General features: G+C 60.6%; 16 protein-coding genes. 11 read left to right on the forward strand and 5 right to left on the reverse strand.

Annotated features, from left to right (window positions below):
- Positions 1 to 2: 2 nt before the first annotated feature.
- Genes NQ495_RS09275 through NQ495_RS09285 form a run of 3 tightly spaced genes read right to left on the reverse strand, consistent with a single transcriptional unit; the run spans position 3 to position 4,608 of the window.
- Entirely contained in the window at positions 3 to 1,874 is a 1,872-nt protein-coding gene (locus tag NQ495_RS09275) for a DUF4493 domain-containing protein (RefSeq protein ID WP_009132963.1), read from the reverse strand.
- A gap of 46 nt (positions 1,875 to 1,920) precedes the next feature.
- Entirely contained in the window at positions 1,921 to 2,727 is an 807-nt protein-coding gene (locus NQ495_RS09280) for a DUF4493 domain-containing protein (RefSeq protein WP_009132964.1), read from the reverse strand.
- Positions 2,728 to 2,763: 36 nt separating this feature from the next.
- Positions 2,764 to 4,608: a hypothetical protein gene (locus NQ495_RS09285; protein WP_147513006.1), complete on the reverse strand. Its 1,845-nt coding sequence runs from the start codon at positions 4,606 to 4,608 to the stop codon at positions 2,764 to 2,766.
- An 896-nt stretch (positions 4,609 to 5,504) separates the two neighbouring features.
- Here NQ495_RS09285 and NQ495_RS09290 point away from each other — a divergent pair.
- The 5 genes from NQ495_RS09290 to NQ495_RS09310 all read left to right on the forward strand — a co-directional run bounded on the left by NQ495_RS09290 (position 5,505) and on the right by NQ495_RS09310 (position 11,648).
- Entirely contained in the window at positions 5,505 to 6,863 is a 1,359-nt protein-coding gene (locus NQ495_RS09290) for a TrpB-like pyridoxal phosphate-dependent enzyme (RefSeq protein WP_009132966.1), read from the forward strand.
- A 447-nt stretch (positions 6,864 to 7,310) separates the two neighbouring features.
- Positions 7,311 to 8,174 carry a sugar phosphate isomerase/epimerase family protein gene (locus NQ495_RS09295; protein WP_009132967.1) on the forward strand — a complete coding sequence of 288 codons (864 nt, stop codon included), beginning with the start codon at positions 7,311 to 7,313 and terminating at the stop codon, positions 8,172 to 8,174.
- A 125-nt stretch (positions 8,175 to 8,299) separates the two neighbouring features.
- Positions 8,300 to 9,781 (forward strand): Gfo/Idh/MocA family oxidoreductase, encoded by a 1,482-nt coding sequence (locus NQ495_RS09300; protein ID WP_009132968.1) that lies wholly within the window; start codon positions 8,300 to 8,302, stop codon positions 9,779 to 9,781.
- 176 nt (positions 9,782 to 9,957) lie between these two features.
- Complete coding sequence (locus NQ495_RS09305) at positions 9,958 to 10,740, forward strand: 3-keto-disaccharide hydrolase (RefSeq protein ID WP_009132969.1); 783 nt, start codon at positions 9,958 to 9,960, stop codon at positions 10,738 to 10,740.
- 293 nt (positions 10,741 to 11,033) lie between these two features.
- Positions 11,034 to 11,648: a porin family protein gene (locus NQ495_RS09310; protein ID WP_009132970.1), complete on the forward strand. Its 615-nt coding sequence runs from the start codon at positions 11,034 to 11,036 to the stop codon at positions 11,646 to 11,648.
- Between the two features lie 424 nt (positions 11,649 to 12,072).
- On the opposite strand, the gene NQ495_RS09315 is transcribed toward NQ495_RS09310, so the two are convergent.
- A complete protein-coding gene (locus NQ495_RS09315; protein WP_040294102.1) occupies positions 12,073 to 13,419 on the reverse strand; it encodes an MFS transporter in 1,347 nt (448 codons plus the stop codon).
- 114 nt (positions 13,420 to 13,533) lie between these two features.
- Positions 13,534 to 14,826 (reverse strand): DcaP family trimeric outer membrane transporter, encoded by a 1,293-nt coding sequence (locus NQ495_RS09320; protein WP_009132972.1) that lies wholly within the window; start codon positions 14,824 to 14,826, stop codon positions 13,534 to 13,536.
- A 660-nt stretch (positions 14,827 to 15,486) separates the two neighbouring features.
- Between NQ495_RS09320 and NQ495_RS09325 the strand changes: the two genes are divergently transcribed.
- The 6 genes from NQ495_RS09325 (at position 15,487) to NQ495_RS09350 (ending at position 24,522) form a co-directional block, all read left to right on the forward strand.
- Positions 15,487 to 17,856 (forward strand): polysaccharide lyase 8 family protein, encoded by a 2,370-nt coding sequence (locus tag NQ495_RS09325; protein ID WP_009132974.1) that lies wholly within the window; start codon positions 15,487 to 15,489, stop codon positions 17,854 to 17,856.
- Positions 17,857 to 17,995: 139 nt separating this feature from the next.
- Positions 17,996 to 20,404, forward strand: a complete 2,409-nt coding sequence (locus NQ495_RS09330) for a polysaccharide lyase 8 family protein (protein WP_009132975.1) — start codon at positions 17,996 to 17,998, stop codon at positions 20,402 to 20,404.
- 269 nt (positions 20,405 to 20,673) lie between these two features.
- Positions 20,674 to 21,240, forward strand: coding sequence for a cupin domain-containing protein (locus tag NQ495_RS09335; RefSeq protein ID WP_009132976.1), 567 nt, complete (start codon positions 20,674 to 20,676; stop codon positions 21,238 to 21,240).
- A 194-nt stretch (positions 21,241 to 21,434) separates the two neighbouring features.
- Positions 21,435 to 22,277 carry a 5-dehydro-4-deoxy-D-glucuronate isomerase gene (gene kduI / locus NQ495_RS09340; protein ID WP_009132977.1) on the forward strand — a complete coding sequence of 281 codons (843 nt, stop codon included), beginning with the start codon at positions 21,435 to 21,437 and terminating at the stop codon, positions 22,275 to 22,277.
- 195 nt (positions 22,278 to 22,472) lie between these two features.
- Positions 22,473 to 23,261: a gluconate 5-dehydrogenase gene (locus tag NQ495_RS09345; protein WP_009132978.1), complete on the forward strand. Its 789-nt coding sequence runs from the start codon at positions 22,473 to 22,475 to the stop codon at positions 23,259 to 23,261.
- Positions 23,262 to 23,397: 136 nt separating this feature from the next.
- The gene (locus NQ495_RS09350) at positions 23,398 to 24,522 is read left to right on the forward strand and encodes a DUF4861 family protein (RefSeq protein WP_009132979.1); all 1,125 of its coding nucleotides are present in this window, start codon (positions 23,398 to 23,400) and stop codon (positions 24,520 to 24,522) included.
- The last annotated feature ends 88 nt before the right edge of the window (positions 24,523 to 24,610 follow it).

A 24,610-nucleotide genomic window follows, 5' to 3' on the forward strand; every position in this document is an offset into this window, starting at 1 on the left:
TTTTACGGAACATAGAGTTGGATGGTCTTGGATACCGATCCCGAGGCGTCGATCACGGTCAGCTTGAAGTCGCTGTTGCCCGGGCCGAGGACGGTGAGCATCGGCATGAACGACGAGATGTCGAAAGTCAGCGACTTCTTGCCCGCCACGGCGCTGCCCGTCGGGAAGCCGAGGTTGGTCAGCGGGCCTTCGAAGCTGCCCGGGTTGACCAGGTCCATGTGGGTCGAGAGGCCGAGGCCCTGCAGCTCTTCGGGGGTCAGCGTGGTGCTGTTGATGTCCACGCTGAAGCCGACGATACCGGTTTGCGACGTGACGGTGATCTTCACTTCCGGATCCGCTTCCGAGTCGGAGAGCTTCGTGATCTTATAGCGTGTGCCGAAGTCGTACGAGACAGTCCCGGCCTTGTTCGTCCACTTGACTTCCGGACCGGTGCCGACCGATCCGCCTTCCGTGACCTTGACGGTCAGGTTCGTGTAGGAGGTGCGGCCCTTCGTGTCGGTGACGACGAATTTCACCTTGTGCGTGCCCTTGTATCCGAACAGGCCCGACATGCCCGCGTCCTTGACCGTTCCGGCCAGGATGTGGGTCGAGGCGGCCTCTTTCATCACCAGGTAGGCGAGCAGGTCGTCGTTTTGCGGCCATACCGGTATCGTCCCGTTGACGTATCCGGCGCCGTCCAGCGCGGCGAGCAGCTCGGCGTTATCCGAACTGAAGACCAGTTTCGCGGTGCGTACCGAGGCGTCTGCCTGCGGGGTGATGACCGCCTTGAGGTTTTCGCTCCATTTGCCGAGCTCTTCGTCGAACATGCTTTTGCTGATCGTGTAGCCCTGCGCGATGTCGCGGCCGTCGAGCGTCACCACGGGCGAGTTCGGGTCGGACAGGTCCTCGTCGGGAATCGTCTCCTCGCCGGCGAAGGCGAACAGCTGCATCACGTCCACGTCGATCTTCTGGTCGTACACCCAGTTTTCGACTGTCATCTGGAACTGGATGTTGCCCTGGGTCGCGTTCAGGATCTTGATCGAAATCTTGCGCCACTGGCCGGCTTTGCAGTCGGTGATTTCGCGCGTCCACTTGACGGGGACGTAAACCGGTGCGGCGTCGCCGGGCGACTTGTTGTAGGAACCTTCGAGCTCCACTTTGATCGTATTGGACGCTTCGACGGCCTTGAAGTATCCGCGCGCCTCGTTATTCGATTCGGCCCGGTTGAAGACCAGCTTGTTCTCCCCGACCGACAGCGTCACCTTGAGGGCCGGAAGCGCCTCGGTGGCCTGTGCGTCGGGAAGGAACATGCTCTGCAGGTCGGCAGAGAGGATGACCGTGGTTTTGATGTTGGCCAGCGAACAGACCAGGTCGTTGACCGTGGTTTCGGTCTTTTTGACGATGGTTTTGGTGACCGATCCTGCGAAAACGGGACTCTCCCATGCGGCGTAGTTCGCCCCGGCCATGTAGGCCGCGTAATCCGGGGATTCTGCGGCGATGGTGTAGGAGCCCGGCGCGAGGGGGATCTTCTGGTTTTCCGTCTTTTTCAGGTCGCCGTACGTGTAGTTCAGCGTCTCGGAAGTTTTCACGTTGCGGATCGTGACCTTGTAGTCGTCGCCGGCATCCGCGAGCGGCGACGAGGCGCGGGTGGTCTCCTGCGCTTTGGCCGTCCGGTCCGCCGGTTTTGCAGGCTGGGAGACGGATCCTCCGGTGGTCGTGGAGATCACCTCGTCGTCGGCGACCGAAACGGTCAGTCCCGAAGTGACCAGGTAGCCCATCTCCGTGTCGTCGGGCGTAGGATCGTCGCCCCCTCCGTTGTATCCGGGAGTCTCGTTCTTACACCCCGCCAGGAACAGCAGCAGGGCCATGCAGGTTATTTGGAAAAACTCTTTCATATGGAGTCGTATTTGGGGATTGCGGTGGATGTTCGGTGTCGTGTCGTTAGGCTTCGGGGTTCAGTTCGATCTCCCGGGTCTCGACCGTGGTAGGGGTGTCGTCGAAACGCAGGTCGAGGCTCGCCTGTCCGGCCGATCCTGCGTCGATCTCGATGCTGTGCCAGGTTCGTGCGGCGGTGACGCCGATCTCGGTCTTCGGGAATTCGACCTCTACGCCGTTGGTCTTGGTGGCCTTGCCGCTGAGGTAGAGTTTGGTGTTCGGCCGTACGAAAATCGGCGTGGGGTTTGTATCCGGAACCAGCGTGTGTCCGCTCTGGTAGCCCGATTCGGTAGAGACGGTCAGGTTGTAAGAGGTGTAGTAGTTCTTGAACCAGTCGGAGAGGTGGAGCGTGTAGAGCGCATTGGCCAGCGTATGCGATACCTGTTGGGTAATGGTCTTGCGCGCGACGATCGTGCAGGTCGTCGAACCCACGAAATAGGCGGCGTCGGGTCCCTCTTCAGCAGGGTCGCCGTACGAGAATCCGGCGGTGTAGCTGCCCGGGTCGAGCAGCGGCTGGTCGTAGTCCACCATCGATTCGTAGGTCATCTCGAACGTTTTGTCCGGGTCGACCAGCTTGAGCTTCAGCTTCATCTGCTCGGGGGCGGGAAGGCATGAGGCGGGCAGTGTGCGCGTCGCCCCGGCTTTGGTGCCGTCCGCCACGACCGCAACCTCCGGGGAAACGGTGCAGTCGAACGCGATCGCACCCTTCTGCGGATCGTCCGGGGCGGGCGACGGGCTTTTCGAGCATCCCCCACCCAGCAGGAGTGCGAAAAGGCTTGCGGCCGGCAGGAGTATATGTCTGTTTATATTCATATTATATAAAGTGTGTGGTGGTTGTTCCGTATGCGGTTATCTGATCGAAACGCGTATGTTGTCGAGGTAGAAGTAGAAAGTTTTGGCCGTTACGGTAGTTCCTGTTCGGGTGTAGTCTATGAACCAGGTCAGCCGGGTGGTTGATGTGCATCCGCTCAGGTCGTTCGTATGGTCTTTGACGGTCATGTTGGTCGGGGAGCCGCCCGCGGCCGGGTTGTAGGTTTCGAGCAGGGGGCTCGGGGGGGATCCCGGGTAGCCGTAGCCGCCGGCGATAGCCCCGGTTTGCGTGGTGGTTGCGAATTTGCAGGTGGTCGTACCACTTGAGGCGTCGGTGGTACTGCCAGCATCGTAAAACAGTTTCAGGTTCAGTGTTTTGCCCGGTTTGATTCCGTTGAGCGGCGGAGAGTCGACGCGCCCGTAGCGGTTGTCCTGCCTGCCGATGATCGTACTCGAACCGATGTAAGTCCGGACTTCCAGCGATGTGTTGGCGGCGGTTTTCCACCTCGACCCGGTCCAGCCGGGCAGTCCGGCGGCGTCCATGCCGTAGGCCGAGTCGCCCTTGTCGTCCGCATGCGAATCGTTGCCCGAAACGTTCGCGAAATCCTCGAAATAGAGGTAAGGCACGGTCAGCCCGACGGCCACGGAACCCTCCTCGGTAAAGGCGACCTGCCGCGTTTCGGAGACGATGGCATTGTCGGAATCGTAGGTGAAGGTCAGTCCGCCTGTGCGGATCAGCTCGCTGTGGTTGACTCCGTTGGTCTGGTTGTAGAAGCTCACGGCGTAGTTGTTGCCGGCATTGACCGTGAAGTTTTGCGTGTTCGATCCGTCGCTGAACAGCGCGCCGTCCGGGGCCTTGACGGTGAAGGTGTTGGGTGTTTCGCCGAGGTTGTTGCCGGCGATCGAGAAGGTGAGGCGGGTAATCGACAGCGAGCCGGGGATCGTGAGGTTGACCGGCGTGATGCGTCCTGCTTCCAGCTTTCGGTTGATTTGCTGCGAAATGGAGGTGATCCGGTTGCCGTCCTCGTCGTAGGCGATGAAGCGCACGGTGCCGTTGACCGTCCCGGGGCAGAGGAACAGCCAGACGTACTTGCCGTCGGAGGCGTCTTCGGCCGATTCGTCGAACGATTGGCGCAGTTCGGCGGTCACCGTATTGCTGCCGTCCGAAAGCGAAGGGGCGGCGGTCGGGGCGGTCAGGTCCATCGTCATGCGGCCCACCACGGGGGAGGGGAACTCGACGCGCAGCTTGCGGATCGGGCGGCCCCACCGGTTGCGTCCGGTCGGTACCTGGATGCGCATGACGTGGCACTGGTGGATGAAATTCATCGTCATCGCGTTGTCCGACGCGAGGCCGGGGCGGCCCGTGAGGGGCTCGGCCAGCATGTAATCGAGGTTGCCCGTATAGGGCGCGGAATAGCTTTGACCGCTGCGCATATCGTAGGTGCCGTCCTGCAAGGCGGGCAGGTCGTAGGAGACCTGTGTCCCGCTTACGGCCGCGGGCCGCGGGAATGCGGCGTAGTAGTCATAGCTGCCCGGAGCCATGACATCCATCTGCGTGGCGAATGTCGAGACGGAAGGGGAGTACTGGTAGCAATGGAACCGTTGGCCGCTGTTGAGTGCGTCGGTGCTGCCGGATGCCCGCCAGTAAACCGAGATCGTGTCGCGCTCCGACCAGAAAACCTTGTCGAGCCGGTCGCCGCCGATGATGGTTTTGGTTCCGGGAGCCAACGATGCGGCCGGCTCCTGTTGCGCGGTGGCGTTGAGGAATACCTCGACCGGCGCGGTACTTTTGGAGGTATCCTGTTTGGCGGAACATCCCACGCAAAAATATACCGCAGTTCCAACCATGCCCAGAATGATCGACTGTCGGACGGTGTTTTTCATTTTCATTAAGTCGGCGGGACGCGCCTGAATGCATGGTGCAAAAGGCGTGGCGCGGAACCCTTTTTTTCTCCCGCACTCGTGTGGCCCGGGGGTAAAGATCGGGAAATAAATTGTATTTGTAATACTTATACAACGGAGATGCGGTGGAAAGGTTACAAAAAAAACGGCCCCGGAATGGTTCCTGACGCACGGAAGCCAGTCTCCGTAAGGGAATCGGGAGATGTCGGGCGGATGGATTTTTTTGACATAATTTGACATAAAATGATGTCCGCAGGAGTTGGAACCCGTCCGCCCGGTAAAATATGCCTTCCGGCGGCGGCCGGTGAAATGCGCCCGGTGGTGGGGAGCCGTGTGGTGTGGTGTGGTGTGGTGTGCATTCGGGGCATAGAGTGCATTATTGAAAATAAATTTCTTATCTTTGTAACCTGCTTGGGTAATACTATTTATGGATAAGCAATATGCCGGGTTTTTACCATGTCTTCGACTGGTGGTGGCGTTCGCGGGGCAAGTCGTGAGCGCACCGGATGTATGCGGAACCCGGAACGGTTTGCAAGCATAATGAAGGCTGTCGGCTCGCGACGGCCTTTTCTTTTGGAGGGGCCTCCCCGGCTTTCCCGGAGAGGGCTTTCGAAAGAGGTGTTCCCGGCTTTTGGAGGAGTGTTGACGCGGGTGGACGGCCCTGCGGAACCGCGTTGTGCGGGTCGTAATGGCAGGCCGGGCCCGGGCTCCGGGACGGGTTGTGCCGTATTATGCATATAATATATATGTATGTATAGCTGGATATACCATATATCGGATGCACGATAACATGCAGGTTTGGCAAAGGGAACCGTTCCGGTTTATATCGCCTGCATAGAGAAGCGAACAAACATAAAAACAGATAAAAATAATTGAGCATGACAACGAAAACCAAACGATTCTTCCTGCCGGAGAGCGAAATCCCGACCCAGTGGTACAACATACAGGCCGACATGGTCAATAAACCGATGCCGCCGCTGAATCCCGCCACACGCGAGCCGCTGAAACCCTCGGACCTTTATCCGATCTTCGCGAAGGCGCTGGCCGATCAGGAGCTGAACCAGACAGACGCATGGATCGACATCCCGGAGGCGGTACGCGAGCAGTATAAGAATTACCGTTCGACGCCGCTGGTACGCGCTTACGGCCTCGAAAAGGCGCTCGGCACTCCGGCGCACATCTATTTCAAAAACGAGAGTGTGAGTCCGGTCGGGTCGCACAAGCTGAACTCGGCCGTCGCGCAGGCTTATTACTGCAAACAGGAGGGTGTGACCAACATAACCACCGAGACCGGCGCGGGCCAGTGGGGGGCAGCGCTCTCTTACGCAGCGAAGGCGTTCGGGCTCGAACTGGCCGTCTACATGGTTAAGATCAGCTATGAGCAGAAACCCTACCGTCGTTCGATCATGCAGACGTTCGGCGCACAGGTGACCGCCTCGCCGTCGATGTCCACCAAAGCGGGGCGCAAGATACTGACCGAGCATCCGAACTACCAGGGGTCGCTGGGGACCGCCATCTCCGAGGCGATCGAGCTGGCGATGAGCACCCCGAACTGCAAATATACGCTGGGCTCGGTCCTGAGCCACGTGACGCTGCACCAGACGGTGATCGGCCTCGAGGCCGAGAAACAGATGCAGATGGCCGGCGAGTATCCCGACATCGTGATCGGCTGCTTCGGCGGCGGGTCGAATTTCGGGGGTATCTCGTTCCCGTTCATGCGCCACAACATCCTCGAAGGGAAGAAAACGCGCTTTATCGCCGCCGAGCCGTCGTCGTGCCCGAAGCTGACGCGCGGACAATTCCGTTACGACTTCGGCGACGAGGCGGGCTACACGCCGCTGCTGCCGATGTTCACCCTCGGCCACAACTTCGCCCCGGCCCACATCCATGCGGGGGGGCTGCGCTACCACGGTGCCGGCGTGATCGTGTCGCAGCTGCTGAAGGATAAACTGATGGAGGCCGTCGACATTGACCAGCTCGAGAGTTTCGACGCGGGAACCCTCTTCGCACAGGCCGAGGGCATCATCCCGGCTCCCGAGTCGTGCCATGCGATTGCCGCGGCGATCAAAGAGGCCAACAAATGCAAGGAGACCGGCGAGGAGAAGGTGATCCTGTTCAACCTCTCGGGCCACGGCCTGATCGACATGGCCGCCTATGATAAATACCTTTCCGGCGACCTGCAAAACTATGCGCTCTCGGACGAAGAGATCGCGAAGAACCTCGCCGAACTGGAATAATCCGGCCGTATCCGCCACGGCCTTAGTTGGCAGCCGTTGCTGCTGTTGCAGTCGTTGCGGCTTGTCGCTGCCGGGCCCGGGGATAACTTTACCGTCGCCGGAATTGTTCCGGGACGCATCGGACCGCCCGCCTCATAACGAGGCGGGCGGCCTGTTTTCCGGCGACAGGAATTTTTGCCGGAAAATCGCGCCGACGGCTGCCCGGGGGCCCCGGAGGGCCGAAAGAGGGGATTTTTCTTTGGGAAAAACGGTTTTTTTTATTTAATTTTGTCTATAGTGTATGCTTTGTTATGACACTCAGCGCAATGCGCGGGTACCGGAAAGTGCGGCTCCCGGAGGGGCCGGTGCCGAAGCCGGGGGCGGGATTCGCCCGTGGAATCCGCAAACCTTGCGCGCAAGCCGGGCATATCTACCAAACCTAAAAATAACGAACAGCTAACGCCAATTATGGACAGAAGAGAATTTTTGAAGAGATCCGTGTTGCTGACCGCCGGTGCCGTGGTCGGAAGTCGGCTGCTGGCCGAGGGAACTTTCAGCAAGACCCCGCACAAAATCGTCGGCCTGCAGCTCTACTCGCTGCGCGACGCAATGAAAAAGGACGTGCCGGGCACGTTGAAAAAAACCGCCAAAATGGGTTACCAGACCCTCGAAACCGCCGGTTACGGCGACGGCAAACTCTACGGTTACGCTCCCGCCGAATTCCGCAAAATGTGCGAGGACCTCGGGATGCAGGTGATGGGCGCGCATCTGGGCCGCAGTTATACCAAAGAGACCGACGCCGAGGTGATGGATTGGTGGAAACAGGCGCTCGACGCGCAGGCCGAGGCCGGGTGCTCCTATGCCGTGCAGGCTTCGTACCCGATCGGCGAAAAACTCGACGACATCAAACTCTACTGCGATTACTTCAACCAGGTGGGCGCCGAGGCCAAGAAACGCGGGCTGCGTTTCGGTTTCCATAATCACGCCAAAGAGTTCGAAAAGCGCGAAGGAGAGGTGATCTACGACTATATGGTGGCCAACACCGATCCCACGAACGTGATGTTCGAACTGGACGTTTACTGGGCGCAGAAGGGCGGCGTGAATCCCGTCGACTATATCCGGAAATATGCCGGCCGTATTCCGCTGCTGCACATCAAGGACGAACAGGCTATCGGCGAAAGCGGCACGATGGACTTCAAGTCGATCTTCGACGCGGCGTACGACAGCGGGCTGGAGTCTTATTTCGTCGAAGTGGAGCGTTACGGCCGCACCCCGGAGAAAGACGTGGCTGCCAGCTACAACTTCCTCGCTGCGGCGCCTTACGTGAAATAAGGCGTGCATCACGCAGGGCGCAACACGGGAGAAGTCGGGCGGCGTTTGCGGCCGCACGGCCGGTTCCGCCGGATGACCCCTTGTCAATAAAAACCTGAATTTAAATAAAAACCGAACCTAAAGTTATGGCAAACAAAATTTCAAGACGCGATTTCCTGCGCAAAGGCGGGATCGGGCTGGCCGCCGCGACGGTGGTGCCCAACGTAGTGCTCGGAAAATCGCACGGACATACCGCTCCCAGTGACAAACTCAACATCGCGGGCGTGGGCGTCGGCGGCCGCGGGGCCAGCGTGCTCAAGGGCTGCGAGAGCCAGAATATCGTCGCACTGTGCGATACCGACTGGAATTATGCGAAAAAGACCTTCAACCGCTATCCCAATGCGCGCCGTTTCTGGGACTACCGGACGATGCTCGACCAGGTGGGCAATACCATCGACGCGGTTGTCGTGGGCACCGCCGACCATACCCACTGCCTCGTGGCATCGGATGCGATCACGATGGGCAAACACGTCTATTGCGAAAAACCGCTGACGCACAGCGTATACGAGTCGCGCCTGCTGACCAAACTCGCCGACAAGTACGGCGTGGCGACGCAGATGGGCAACCAGGGTTCGTCGGGCGACGGCGTGCGCAAGGTGTGCGACTGGATCTGGAACGGCGAGATCGGCGAGGTGACCCGCGTGGATTGTTTCACCGACCGCCCCATTTGGCCGCAGGGGCTGATGCGCCCCCAGCAGGTGGACGCCATTCCCAACACGCTGAACTGGGACCTGTTCATCGGCCCGGCGCCGATGCGCCCGTACAACCATATTTACCAGCCGTGGAACTGGCGCGGATGGTGGGACTTCGGTACCGGAGCCCTCGGCGATATGGCCTGCCACATCATGCATCCGATCTTCAAGGGACTGAAGCTCGGCTACCCGACCCATGCCGAAGGCAGTTCTACCTCGCTGCTGACCGACTGCGCGCCCAATGCGCAGATCGTGAAGTACACCTTCCCCGAACGCGGACAGATCGGTAAGATCAACCTGCCGGAAGTGACCGTGACCTGGTACGACGGCGGCCTCAAACCGGAGATTCCGGCCGGCGTGCCTGCAGGCAAAGACCTCAATGATTCGGGTGGCGGTGCGATCTTCTACGGGACGAAGGATACGCTGATCTGCGGTTGCTACGGCCGTAACCCGTGGCTCGTGTCGGGCCGCGTGCCCAACGCGCCGGAGATGACGCGCAAGATCGAAAACGCCGAGGCGGGCCACCAGATGGACTGGGTGCGCGCCTGCAAGGAGGACAAGGCCAACCGCGTGAAGAGCGCGTCGGACTTCAGCGAAGCCGGCCCGTTCAACGAGATCGTCGTGATGGGCGTGCTGGCCGTAAGGCTCCAGGGGCTCAACCGTGTACTCGACTGGGACGGGGAGAACATGCGCTTTACGAACATCGGCCCGGACGAGACGCTAAAAATTATGGTCGAAGACGGTTTCTCGATCAAGGACGGCCATCCGACCTTCAACAAACGCTACACCGATCCGATCAACGCGCAGCAGTTCGCGCAGGAGATGATCAAGCACAACTACCGCGACGGCTGGAAACTCGTCGACATGCCTAAGTAAGCCCCAGGCATGCGCTTGCGTGTTTCGGATTCCCGTGAAACGACCCTCTCTGCCGCCCCGAGCGGAGCTTCCGGCTCCGTGCGGGTGCGGGGGAGATGAAGCCTGAATCCGGCCCCATTTACATCAGATACGTCAGACTAACCAATTAACTGAAACAATTAATCCGAATAACGACGATGAAAGGACTTTTTTATGCAACGAGCATGGTGGCGATGGCCGCGGTGATCACCTCGTGCGGCAACGGCGGCGCAAAAAAAGCGGCTGCCGACAGTACCGCTATGGCAGCGGATTCGAATGTGGTGGTGCTCTTCGACGGCACCAGCCTCGACGGATGGCGCGGCTATAACAAGGACACGGTTCCTTCGGCATGGACCCTGGAGGACGGCTGCATCAAAATCAACGGCTCCGGGGCCGGTGAAGCCGGTGCCCGCAACGGCGGCGACCTGATCTTCGGGGCCGAGAAGTTCGGCAACTTCGAGCTTTCGTTCGAATGGAAGGTGGCCAAAGGCAGCAACAGCGGCGTCTTCTACATGATCCAGGAGGTACCCGATACCCCGTCTTACTACTCGGCTCCCGAGTACCAGATCCTCGACAACGAGAACCACCCCGACGCGAAGCTGGGTGTGGACGGCAACCGCAAGTCGGCGTCGCTTTACGATATGATCCCGGCCAAGCCGCAGAATTCCAAACCGTTCGGCGAATGGAACACCGGTAAGATCATGGTTTACAAGGGTACCGTCGTGCACTACCAGAACGGAGAGAACGTGCTGGAGTACCACCTCTGGACGCCCGAGTGGCAGGCTATGCTCGACAAGAGCAAGTTCAGCAAGGATAAGAACGAGAAAGCCTACAACCTGCTGCTGAACTGCGGCGGCGACCAAAAAGAGGGCTACATCGGCCTGCAGGACCACGGCGACGACGTGTGGTACCGCAACATCACGGTCAAGAAACTCGACTAACGTTCCGCACGGTCCGGACACTTTACACCGCATGGGGGATCGAATTTTCGTTCCCCCATTGCTTTGTTCGAATCTGTTGCTATTTTTGCAGTTAGCGAGGTGACCCCCTGCGGGGTCCGGTGCGTTAACGGAATGCGTGCGGGCCGGATGCAGGCGAAATGCCTGCGGGAGCGCGCCGGCGGACTGCCGGGGACCCTGGCAGCCAGGATGGGGCTTTTCCGCACGGTGTCGCCGTTTGCTTCCTTGCGGGCATGGCGCCGTCATCGCCCAAACCCACGAATAAAAACCAGAAAATGAAAAAAATCATGCTTTTGGCCGCCGTACTGCTGGCGGCGACTGTCGCCCGTGCGCAGGATGACTACAATCCCAACCGTGCCCACGAAGGGTGGTATTACGGAGTAACCGTGGGGTTGAATGTGGCCAACATGGCCAAAGAAGAGGGCGGCGATGCGCTGGTGCGCACCAACGGCGGCGTCTTCGGAGGCTACCGGGTGGGGAGATTCCTCGCCGTGCAGGCCGAACTGCTCTACTCGGGTTCGGGAACGAGCATGTATATCGACGAAGTGGACGATATATCGTTTGACGATGTCGTGCATTTGAACATGACCTACCTCAATATCCCGATTACAGCTAAAATCTATCTCGTCAAGGGGCTGAATGTGCATGTGGGTGTGCAGCCGGGTTTCCTTGTGCGCAAGCGGCTCAACTACCGCGGCGATAAGTATGAGTTCGATGATGAGGGGGATTGCAATACATACGATTTTTGCGTACCGCTCGGTATCGGCTACGATTTCGGGCACCTCACTTTCGATGTCCGTTACCAGCAGGGGACGGTCGATATAATGAAGGGCGATGGTGAAAAGACGCTTAATACGCTGCTCTGTTTCAATTTCGGCTATAAGTTTTAAAACCGGCGGTTCCCGGTCGCGGAGCCGTCGGAGGCCTCGGACCGGTGGAGCGGCCGTGCGATCGGTCGCGGCGGGTGAAATAACCGCAGGTGCAATCGCAGGGCAGGGGGTTGCCCGGCCGGTCGGGGGCAACCTGCGCGGCATCACGATCGTTACGTAGTCGTCGCATAATAACGAGGTGCGCCCAAGATAGGGCGCACCTTTTGTTGTGTTACTGCCTGTTATTTGGCCGTCTGTGGGCGGAGGCGTTTCTTCCGTTGTCCGGCGGCCTTTGCCGTATCGGCGTCTTGGTCGCGGCGGCATGCGGTCCGGGTCGTTCGGATTGGCCCTTCGCTCCTGTCAGGGGCGGGACCGGAAAGGTGCGGAAGGCCGGATGCGCCGTCTCAGCGCGGAACGGAGGCATTGCGCACGGGGAAGCAGGGCGTTATTTCAGTTTCGACGGATCGACCCCGAACGTGAACGTATGGCGGTAGCGGTAGCCGGCCACGGCGACGAGCAGTGTCAGTATGCCGTTCACCAGGAACGGGAAGCTGGCCGATGTGTCGTCGAATATGCCTTGGAAGAAGGCCATGATAAATGGGTAGACGACGATCGCCAGGTAACTGGCGGCCATCGTGAGCGACAGTGCGAAGATCGCCTTGTCGGGCCGTGCGATGATGACGGTCTTGTCGTAGGCGATGGGTTGCAGGATGCCGTATCCGGCCCCGACCAGGAAGCTGCCCAGTGCGATGACGGGTTCCCGGTGCAGCAACAGGATCAGCGCGAGGCCCGCCGTGATCATGCCGAACGAGATGAAGACCGAGTTGCGGCCGAGGCGGTCGAGGATTTGCGTGATGAAGAAGCCCGGGAGCATGATCGCGAGGAAGAAGATCGAGATCATCATGCCGCTGGCCGAGCTGCTCATGCCGTAGTGCTGCATCAGGAAAGGCAGGTTGAAAGCCACCGCGAGCACCGTGTAGGTGGCGAAAAAGTAGACGGCCATCACCGCGTTGAGTTTCGGTGCGTCGATACCCTTGCCGTAGAGCGGCTTGCGGGAACGCTCCGCTTCTCCGCCGGTCGTGGCGGGGGCAGGCGGCCGCGTTGCCTGTGGGGATATGGTTTCCGGACGGAGTGCCGTTGCGGATTGCGGCGACGTTCCGGTCCGGGACGGTGTGGGGGCAGAATGCGGAGTTGGGACGGCCGCTTTTTCGGGTTGCGGGGTGTGTCGCAGCCGCAGCGTCAGCAGCAGCGCGATGCCGGGAATTGCGTAGACCAGGAACGGCAGGTGCCAGTCGACCATCGCGAGCCAGCCCGCCAATGCGGTGGTCAGTACGAGCGTGAGGTTGCTGATGGACGAACTGATACCCAGCTGCCGGGTGCGGTAGCGTCCGTCGAAGTAGTCGGCCACGAGCCCCGTCGTGAGCGGGATCACCAGCCCGGCCCCGATACCCAGCAGGCAGTTGAACAGGATCAGCAGCCACATGCTCTTCGCCACGAGGCAGAGCATGCCGCTGGCGAAGAAAATTCCGAGTCCCGCATAGAGTATTTTCAGCTTGTTGCGGTTCTCGGAGAGCTTGCCCGCGAGCAGTACGCATGGGATGATCAGCAGCGAGGGCAGCGACGAGAGCATCTGGATCTCGAGGTGCGAGGTGTGCGGGAAAATCTTGTCCAGGTCGCCGAGGATCGGCGAGATGGCCAGTCCGGGCAGCGATTTGACCGACGAGACCGACCAGATGGCTACCAGTGTCGCCAGCGAAATCATTCCGCGGCCGGTTTGGATCGTTTTTTTCATAAACGTAAGGTTCGAAAGTTAACGGTGAGCGGTCCGGCAACTCTTTGCCGCCCGCTGTGCGGGACGAGCCGGTTGTCCGGGAGTGTCCCTGTTCGGGGCCGGGGCGTGATTCCGTTAGAAATTATACTGTACGAGCGCCTGGATGCGGTTGGCATGCCCCAGCTGCCCGTCGAGGTTTTTGCGTGAACCGTACATGTACGAAAGGCCCGCCTGGAAACTGTCGGTGATGTTGTAGAACACGTTGGTCGAGACGTAGTGCGCGAGGTTGTAGAGGTCGGCCTGGTAGTAATCTTTCGGCGCGGCTACCTTGACGCCGCTGTAAGCCGCCGTGGCCGTCCACTTCTTGTTGAATACGTATTGCAGGCCGCCGATCCAGCTTCCTGCCTCTACGGCCTGGAGCTTGCCGGGATCGCCCGTGACCGGAACCAGGTCGAGCCCCGTCCCGGCGATGTCCTGGATGTAACCTGCGACGCCTTTGCCGTAAATTCCCTGCCAGTAAGCCGTCCATTTGCGGCCCAGCTGCCATTCGCCGCTGACCTGCACGCCGTAGCCGAACTGCGATTCGCGGCTGTCCAACCGTTCGTTGTAGTAGTCCAGGTCGCGGAACAGGGCCGATGCCCGGACGTGGCTCATGCCTTTGTTCCAGCTATACTGCGCATAGACGGGAAAGTCGGGCATGCGCTGGGTGGTGGTGCCTGTCGCTGCGGAGGTGGTGATGCTCGCATCGGGCATTTCGGCCGCCACGGCGATCTGCCAGTGGGCGTTGAACGTGTGCGTGTAGCGGATCATCGTGTTGAAAAGCGTCGTATAGCCGTTGGGTCCTTCGAAATCGACGGTGGTAGGTACCGCTGTCAGGTCGCAGAAGGTCGTGAAGCGCCGTCCGACGGTGAATCCCGCTACCGTAATGTAAGCGTCGCGCAGCGAGAATCCGGTGGTTTGGTAACCCCGGAAGTTGGCCGAAATGTAGCCGACGATCGGTCCCAGCTTACCGGCGTGCGCGATCGCTTTGAAGAACAGGCCCGACGTCGAGGGGTCGAGCTGGAACTGCTGGTTGTAGCGCTCGGTGTTCGGCACCGGAATGTCTGCGGTAATGAAGTCGAGGTTGTCGGCGATGCCGCCGAAGTCGTAAGAGGCACGCAGGCTCACGTTGCCGCCGATACCCAAAATCATTTTCTGGTCTTTGCCCGAGATGATGAACCGCGGCAGCCCGCTTTGCTGGAAACCGCGCTCGATGGTGTTGTAATAGGCCGCGATTACCTGCTCGGTTGCTGCCGAATCGAGCTTTTCACCCCCGGTATTGACGAAGATGACGTGGGATTTGGCGTGGTTTTGCAGGATTTGCGCATGCGCCGCGCCGCCCAGCAGCGCGAAGCATGCTGCCAAAGAAAGGAGTCGAAAGTATTTCATAATCAATTGGTATTTGATGAATAATCGGTTCGCGTTCGTGCGTGGGCCTGCACCCTTTCGGGGCGGATCGTCGTGCCGTTTCCCGTGTGCAGGGAGCCAGGGCAATCTATAAGGTGGGTTTTCGTCGGGAGGCGCCCGGGAGCGCTGAAGCGCGGAAAATGTCCGGGTGAGGCGCAGTCACCGCTGTCGTCCGTTTATGCAACGGTGCCCAGGGGGAGTGTCGCAAGGCAACCGCTCCGTCGCAGGATGCTATCTCAATTTCTGTGCCGGGCCGTAGTACGGTGGAATGAACCGTTGCCGATTGCAGCCGGAGATGCGCGCCGGGGGCGGTCATGGGGGTGTGTCGGTGCCGTGCCGGCATCATCCGGGAGTATCGGGGAAGTGGGGAGTGGAATGGCCCGGAAAAAGCGGGGATGCCGTGCAACGGGACCGGAGGGGAGGGGCTACGGAGTGCATATCCCGGCAGTATGCCTGCGGTGTATCTTCGGAGTGTCCGTGGTTTTTCTTCGGCGTGCCTGCGGAAATACGGGACGGGGACCTGTACGGTGCCAGCGAAGGTCGTCGTAAATTGCCCGTGGGGTGCCTGCAGGGCAGAAAGGCGCGGTTGCATAGTCGAAAAAAAATCGTAAATTTGCTACTCATTCGAAAACCGACCGAAAAATGGCCCACACGATCTCCCGCCGGGCACTCTCCGTGCTTGCATCGCTATTACTTCTCGGCGGACTGTTCGCCTCCTGTGCGAAACAATCCCCGCTCTCGTTCGACCAGATGCGCGAACGTTACTACCTGACGCTGGTTCCGGACGCCGACCTGTCCGATACGCTCGTGCAGCGGCGCATCAATGCGCTGGACGATGCCGCCGGGCCTCTTTGGGAGAGCCTGAACAAAGCCCCCGACCGCGGGTGGCTGTGGGAAGAGAACAAGGATACCACCGTTTCGATGATGATGGGCGGCAACTTCGCCAAACTCAATACGCTGGCCGCCGCTTACCGGACCAAAGGGTCGCGCTATTACGGGAACCCGGAGATGAAGGCCGATATCCTCGCCGGCTTGGACTGGGCGATCGCCAGCCGCTACAACCCGTCGGTCGAGTGGTACGATAACTGGTGGGACTGGGTGATCGGCGTTCCGATGACGCTGAACAACACGCTCGTGCTGATGTACGACGACCTGTCGCCCGAGCAGCTCCGCGCTGCGCTCGGTGCGATGGACCATTTCGCGCCGGATGTGACCTACGAAGGCGCTGCGACCGGGGCGAACAAGATCTGGCAGTGCGGCATCATGGCCGTGCGCGGCATCCTGGGGCAGAATCCGGACCAGCTGAAGATGGCCGTGGACGGGCTCGGGACCGAATTCAAATACGTTACCGGCAAAGACGGTTTCTACGAGGACGGTTCGTTCGTGCAGCACCAGTGGCACCCCTATACCGGCGGTTACGGCCGGTCGATGCTGAGCCAGATGGCCGACCTGATCGCACTGCTCTCCGGCACCCCGTGGGCCGTGCCGCAGCCGTACGAAGCGATGCTCTACGAGTGGATCCACAACGGTTACGAGCCGCTGGTCTACCGCGGCGCGATGATGGACATGGTGCGCGGCCGCGAGATTTCACGCCCGGGCTGTACCGACCGCTGGGCCGGGCACAGCATCCTCGTGTCGATGCTCCGGCTGAGCGAAGTGGCCCCTGCGGCGGAGAAGGAGCGCCTGCAGGCTTTCGTGAAGGCGAACGTGCTCTCGGACGATAACCGCGACTTCATGCAGGACGTGCCCACCTACCTGCTGGCCTCGGCGCGTGCGCTGATGGCCGACGGCGAGGTGAAGCCCGAAGCGCCGCAGACGCTCAACAAGGTATTCGGGGCGATGGACCGCGCAGTGCACAAACGTCCCGGATTCGCGCTGGGTATCGCAATGTCGTCGAACCGGATCGAGAACTACGAGACGATCAACGGCGAGAACCTCTGCGCTTGGTATACCGGCGACGGGATGACCTACCTGTATGACAACGACCTGGCCCAATACTCCGATAGTTTCTGGCCGACGGTGAACCCGTACCGCATGGCGGGCACCACCGAGGATACGCGTGTCCGTGAGGCGAAGACCCTGCCGTTCGGGCCGGGCCTGCTCTACGCCGACGGCTACAAGAGCCCGCAGCACTGGGTTGGCGGTTCGTCGATCGAGGGCCGTTACGGCATGGCCGGGATGTGGTACGACGCGCAGGACTGCACGCTCGAGGCGAAAAAAAGCTGGCTGATGGCCGGCGACGAGATCGTTGCGCTCGGTGCCGGAATCAGCAGTACCGACGGCCGTACGATCGAAACGACCGTCGAGAACCGCAAGATGAATCCGGGTGCGGACTACCGCCTGACGCTCGACGGCGAGGCGGTGCTCGCTGCGGACGGCGTGCTGAACGCACCCTCGGCGCACTGGGCGCACTTTGCCGGGGTGGACGAACATACGAACGTGGGTTATTGGTTCCCGCAGCCGGCGACGGTGAACCTCCAGCGCGAGGCCCGTACCGGATCGTGGTACGCGATCAGCCAGCCCTACAATCCGAAAGAACCGATTACGCGCAGTTACTTCACGCTGTGGCTCGACCACGGCAAAAGCCCCAAGGACGCGACGTATGCCTACGTGCTGCTGCCGGGCCGCGACGCCGCGGCGACGGCTGCTTTCGCCGCAGCGCCGGGTGTCGAAATTCTGGCCAATACCCCGCAGGTGCAGGCCGCACGCAATACGAAAGAGGGCGTTACGGGTTTCAGTTTCTGGGAGGCTGCCGGCCCGGTGGCCGGGGTGAGCGCCGATGCGCCCGCGTCGGTGATCGTGCACGAGACGCCCGAAACGATTACCGTCGGCGTGAGCGATCCGACGCACCTGAATACGGGTGCGGTTCGTGTGACGCTCTCCGAGGCGAAGGCCGCAAAGGTGGCGGAGGAGCATCCCGAAGTGAAGGTGGTGTCGCTCTCGCCCGTCGTGCTCGAAGTGGGTATGGACGGTTCTCTGGGCCGCACCCGCAGCGTTACGCTCCGGAAATAGGCGGCTGCCCGCTCCGATACATGGGAAGGAGAGAGTCCGCAGCCGAAAGCGACTGCCGTTCCTGCCGGGCGTGAGCGAATGAAAGCGGGTGCCGTAGCGGTATGGTAAATACGAATCAACTAACTACCAAAACAATACGATGAAAAGCAAATTTGGAATTTTCGGCATCGCGGGACGGGCTGTCCTCGTCGTTGCCCTGGCGGGGCTGGCACTGGCCTGCTCGCGGCAGAAACTTTCGTTCGACGACCTGCGCCAGCGCTACATGGACCAGGCGACCGGCGGCGCGAGCGTCGACCTGACCGACTCGATTATCCTGAAACGCTTCGCCGCGCAGGACGAGGGCGTGCAGAAGGAGTGGGAGACGATGAACAAGGCCGCTGACCGCACCTACCTGTGGAACGACCGCAGTTGTATCGACGACAGCCTCTCGCCGTGGCGTCCCACCTCGGTGACCACGCCGATCGGGCGGCTCGCGCACATGGCCCAGGCTTACGCGACGCCCGCATCCAAATTTTATAAAAACGACTCGTTGAAGAAGGACGTGATCGACGGCATGGAGTGGATGTACGCGAACAAGTACAGCCCCGAGCACCCGGCCTACGGCAACTGGTGGGACTGGATCATCGGCATGCCCTATTCGATGAACCGGATCATCGCGTCGCTCTACGACGAACTGACCCCCGAACAGCGGGCCAAGTATATCGAGGCGATCGACTTCTATGCTCCCGGCGTCGAATATGAAGGAGCCGCCACCGGCGCGAACAAGGTTTGGCAGTGCTATTCGATGATCGTGCGCGGTATCCTGGCCCAGGACGAGGCGAAGATCAAGATGGGCGTGGACGGCCTCGGCACCGAATTCAAATACGTCGATACGGGCGACGGCTTCTACGAAGACGGCTCGTTCGTACAGCACGGCTGGATTCCCTACACCGGCGGCTACGGCAACGGCATGCTCGCCGACCTGACGACGATCTCCTCGCTGCTGCACGGCTCGCAGTGGCAACTGCCCGAACAGTATTCGGACATGCTCGGCAGCTGGGTGGAGAATGCTTACCTGCCGCTGGTCTACAAAGGAGCGTTTATGGATATGGCCCGTGGCCGCGAGATTACGCGCGTGACCGACCACAGCACCGGCCGCAGCATCCTGATGAGCGCCTACAAGGTGGCGAAAATCGCGAAACCCGAGGTGCGCGACCGCGTGATGGGCATTGTCAAATACAACATCCTCGCCGACACGCTGTGCGATTTCGTAGCTACCGCCGTGCCGACCGAGCTGATTCCCGAAGTGCGTGCATTCCTGGCCGATTCGACCATCGCGGCGGTCGACCCGGCTCCCTACTACAAACAGTTCGCGATGATGGACCGCGAGGTGTTCGCCGCTCCGCGTTTCGCGCTGGGGCTGGCCCTCTCGTCGAGCCGCATCCAGAATTACGAGACGCTCGACAGCGAGAACAAGGGCGCTTGGCACACCGGCGACGGCATGACTTATATCTATAACGGCGACCTGGCGCAGTACGGCGACGACTACTGGTACACCGTCAACCGCTACCGCCTGCCGGGCATCACCGTCGATGCGCAGCAGACGCACAAGGTGCAGAACTACGAGTTCGGCAAAGGCGTGCTCTATGTGGACGGTTACAAGAGCCCGCACGCCTGGGTCGGCGGTGCGTCGCTCGCGGATTGCGGTATGGCCGGGATGTGGTTCAAGGACGAGCTGAGTACGCTCGAAGCCAAGAAGAGCTGGCTGATGGCCGGTGAGGAGGTCGTGGCGCTCGGCGCCGGGATCAATAGCTCCGACAACCGCACGATCGAAACGATCGTCGATACCCGCAAACTGAGCCCCGGCAAGCCTTACAGCGTTCTGGTCGAAGGCCGGGAAGTGCTCGCCGCCTGCGGCGAGACTGCTCCGGTAGTCGCGTCGTGGGCCTATTTGCAGGGGCCGGACGCGTCCTATTCGGTGGGTTACTACTTCCCCGACAAAGCTCCGGTGAAACTGTTGCGCGAGACCCGCAAAGGCCGTTCGATCGAGGTGACCAAGTACGGCGACGAGGCCGAACGCGTGCGCGACTACGTGAGCGTGTGGTTCGACCACGGTAAGAACCCGAAGAATGCGACTTATTGCTATGTGCTGCTGCCCGGCGCGACGGCCGAACAGACCCGTGCGTATGCCGAGAAGAACAGTGTGACCGTGCTGGCCAACACCCCGCAAGCCCAGGCAGCGACGATTCCCGGGGTGGGCGTGACCGGCGTGAACTTCTGGGAGGCGGGCCAGGTGCCTGCGCTCCAGGGTGATGCCGGACAGGGTACGATCTCTTCGAGCGCCCCCGCTTCGGTGATCGTCCGCAGCAAAGGCGGCGAACTGGAGGTAGGCGTGAGCGACCCGACGCAGTTGCAGAAAGAGCCCGTTACGGTCGGCTTGCCGATGTCGGTGAGCGCCGTGAGCGTCGGGAATCCCGATGTTGAGGTCGTGTCGATGAGCCCGCTGACCCTCAAGGTGAAGGTCGACGGCGGCATGGGCCGGACCCGCGTCGTGAAGTTCAAACAGTAACGGAGGTTGCCGGGCGCCCGGGAGGAGTTCCTGCGCGCCCGTGCGCTTCCGCAGCCCGGCAGCGGGCCGGTTTGTTGGCCTGCCGTTTGCATCTGAGCGCGGAATTGCATACCTTTGTTAAGTTGGCTTGTTTCCCCGGATCAGGCGCGAAGTTCCGGCCCGGTGCGGTGAAGGTACGCATAACCCGATGAGGGGGAGTGGCCCATGTTCGGGGACAGCTACCTGCCACATAGTGAGTAAAAGCAATCACATATCAAAACGATAACTGTATGAAAAAGACCATGAAATCGACCCTGAGGCTGGCAGCGCTGGCCCTGGTGGCCGCTTACGGCATTTCGTGCTGCGGCGGCGCGAAAAAAGCCTGCAACACCGCTTGCGGTGCGGATTGTGCCTGCGGCGACAGCTGCGCTTGCACGGCCGCGTGCGCCGTGGACAGCGCCAAACTGGCCCTGCAGGTGTATGATCCGAATCAACCCCTTAATCTTCAGGACATGAACCTGTTTTTGGAATACGACAAGACCGACACGATCAAGGTGAGCGAAACCGTCACCCGGAAGTTCATCTACCTGAACGACCTGATGACCGTGATCGTCGATTTCGACAACGGCCCGATGGCGCAGCCCGATCCTCCCCATTCGCATCCTGCCGAGCAGATCAGCTACGTGGCGATCGGCGAGTGCGACGTCTACATCGGCGACCGTCCGGTACAGCACCTCAAGACCGGCGATATTTTCGCCGTGCCGAGCAATGTGCCGCACACTGTGAAGTCGACGACCAAGCAATTGCGCCTGGTGGACAGCTTTACCCCGATCCGCGCGGATTTTATCAGGAAATAACCCCCGATTACGGCGAGTGTGGCGGGGCTCCGCTTCGGCAGGAGCCCCGCCGGTTCGCTTGAAGCATCCGGACCCGCGGCCCATCCGGCACAGGGAGGCCCTGTGCCGGAAAATTTACCGTGACCCCTTTCCCGGATCAATCCGGTTATCGCCGGAGCGGGCACTATTCGACACCACCACAAAAAAGACCAGAAGTGAAAACCAATTTCAGCCTGCGTTACGCGTCGAACCCGCGTGATGCGAAAAATTACGATACGGCACGCCTGCGCGAGGAGTTCCTCGTCGAGCGGCTGATGGCTCCCGATGAGATCAACCTCACCTATTCGATGTACGACCGCCTGATCGTGGGCGGTGCGATGCCGGTGGACGAGGCGCTCAGGCTCGAGCCGGTGGACATCTTGCGGGCCGACTACTTTACCGAGCGCCGCGAGGTGGGAATCATCAACGTCGGGGGCGCTGGAACCGTCACCGTCGAAGGAGAGACCTACGCGATCGGTTTCAAGGAGGCCCTCTACATCGGCCGCGGCAACCGGGAGGTGGTCTTCCGCAGCGACGACAAAGCGGCTCCCGCGAAATTCTACTTCAACTCGGCCCCGGCGCATACCGCCTACCCGACTACGAAAGTGACGCGTGAAAAGGCCGTTATCCTCGAACTCGGCTCGCTCGAGGAGAGCAACCACCGTGTGATTAACCGGATGATCGTGCAGGAGGTACTGCCCACCTGCCAGCTGCAGATGGGGATGACCGAACTGAAGCCGGGCAGCGTCTGGAATACGATGCCGCCCCATACCCACGACCGCCGCATGGAGGCTTATTTCTATTTCGACCTGCCCGAGACGCAGGCCGTCTGCCACTTCATGGGGCAAACCGACGAGACGCGCCACATCTGGATGAAAAAAGACCAGGCCGTGATTTCGCCGTCGTGGTCGATCCACTCGGCCTGCGCGACGATGAACTACACGTTCATCTGGGGTATGGCGGGCGAGAACCTCAATTACAACGACATGGACGGCGCGGCCGCCACGGACCTCCGTTAACGGGGTCCGGTCCGGCGGGATGCCTCCGGCCGGAGTCCTTTACGGGCGACTGCAGCGGGAAGGACGGCCTCAATCCGGCTGATGTCCCTGTTGCGGAGTCCGGACACAGGAGTCTCCCGCAGTTCTTTCGCAATGAAACGATAAGCAAGTACCAATAAATTTAATGTTATAACTGTTATGGAAAAAGTAAATGCAATGTTCTCGCTGGAGGGCAAGGTAGCCCTCGTAACGGGCGCCTCTTACGGCATCGGATTCGCACTGGCAACGGCTTTTGCCCGCGCAGGCGCGAAAATCGCGTTCAACGACATCAAACAGGAGCTCGTGGACAAAGGGCTCGCTGCATACAAGGAGGAAGGTATCGACGCCAAAGGCTACGTCTGCGACGTGACCAACGAGGAGCAGGTGAATGAGCTGGTGGCCAAGATCGAGAAGGAACTGGGTTCGGTGGATATCCTGGTGAACAACGCCGGTATCATCAAGCGCATCCCGATGGTGGATATGAGCGCCGCTGAATTCCGCCAGGTGATCGACGTCGACCTGAATGCTCCGTTCATCGTATCGAAAGCCGTGATCCCCGGTATGATCAAGAAGGGCGCGGGCAAGATCATCAACATCTGCTCGATGATGAGCGAACTGGGCCGCGAAACCGTTTCGGCCTATGCTGCGGCCAAAGGCGGCCTGAAGATGCTGACCCGCAACATCGCGTCGGAGTACGGCGAGTACAACATCCAGTGCAACGGCATCGGCCCGGGTTACATCGCTACCCCGCAGACCGCGCCGCTGCGCGAACGCCAGGCGGACGGCTCGCGCCATCCGTTCGATTCGTTCATCATCGCGAAGACTCCGGCCGCACGCTGGGGTACCCCCGAAGACCTGATGGGCCCGGCGCTGTTCCTCGCCAGCAAGGCTTCGGACTTCGTGAACGGCCATGTGCTGTATGTGGACGGCGGTATCCTCGCCTACATCGGCAAGCAGCCCAAATAATTCGTCGCCCGGCGGTTGCGGTGCCGTGAGGATTCGGTGCGCCGCAGTTGCGGGTAACTAAAAACAGATCGCGATACGGGTGCGGCGGTGGAGACTGTCGCACCCGGATCGATTGATAAAAACAACCGATACAGAGATGAAAAGTCTGATCATTGTATTGGCCGCGCTGCTGGCGGCCTGTACGGGCGGGCGGCAGGCGACCGTCACCGTCGAGAACGACCTGGCCGTTTCCCGTGAGAACGAAACCGTCGAACTGTCGTGGAAGACGCTCAATACGAAAATCGCGGAGCTGACGGCTGAGAATGTGATCGTCACCAACGCCAAGGGCGAGCAGATTCCTTCGCAGGTGATCTATGCGGGCGAAGCGGCGCCGCAGGCGCTGATCTTCCAGGCCAGCGTCGATGCCGAAGGATCGAGTGTCTATACCGTGACCAAGGGCGTGCGCGGCGAGTTCAAGTCCCGTGCCTACGGCCGTTTCGTACCCGAGCGCATGGACGACTACGCATGGGAGAACAACCTCGCGGCGTTCCGGCTCTACGGTCCCGCGCTGGAGAAGATCATGGTCAGCAACGGTATCGACTACTGGGCCAAATCGACTCCGAACCTGGTGATCGACGACTGGTACAAGAAAGACCTCGGCGGCGAGGGCAGCTACCACCTCGACACGGGCGAGGGCTGCGACTGCTACAACGTGGGCCAGACCCTCGGGATGGGCGCTTCGGCTCCGTATGCGGGCGGCAAATTGTGGTACAGCCGCAACTTCAGAGAGGCCGAGACGCTTGACAACGGGCCGATCCGCACTACGGCGAAAATCACATACGCCCCGTTCGACGTGGACGGTCGGCAGGTGTCGCTGGTGAAGATCATTTCGCTGGATGCGAATACGCACTTCAACCGGATTGCCGATATCTATTCGGGCGGTCCGGATACGCTCTCCATTGCTGCGGGGATCGTGATCCATGCAGGAGCCGAACTGTTTCCCGGAGAGTCTTACTACGCGCTCTATGAACCGGCTTCCGATTCGCACAGCGGCAATGACGGCCCGTTGGGAGGTTCCGTGGTGATGCCCGGCGGCAAGCCCGAACGTATCGGCGATATTGCCGCCTGCGTCGGGACGGCCCGCAGCGGACAGCCGCTCATGTACTACATGGGTGCCGGCACGAGCAAGCAGGATATTTCGGCCGAGCAGTGGGTGCTGATGACTACCCGGGAGCAGATGCTGTTGCAGCATCCGCTGAAAGTGACCCTCTCCGGCGAATAGTCTTCCCGGATGTGCAGGCCTTCGGACGATAAAGTCGCTCCGGTCGGCACGATTGGACGGGTCGGTCGATCCGAAGGGCATAGCCGAT

The sequence above is a fragment of the Alistipes indistinctus YIT 12060 genome (assembly GCF_025144995.1).
GTDB lineage: Bacteria > Bacteroidota > Bacteroidia > Bacteroidales > Rikenellaceae > Alistipes_A > Alistipes_A indistinctus.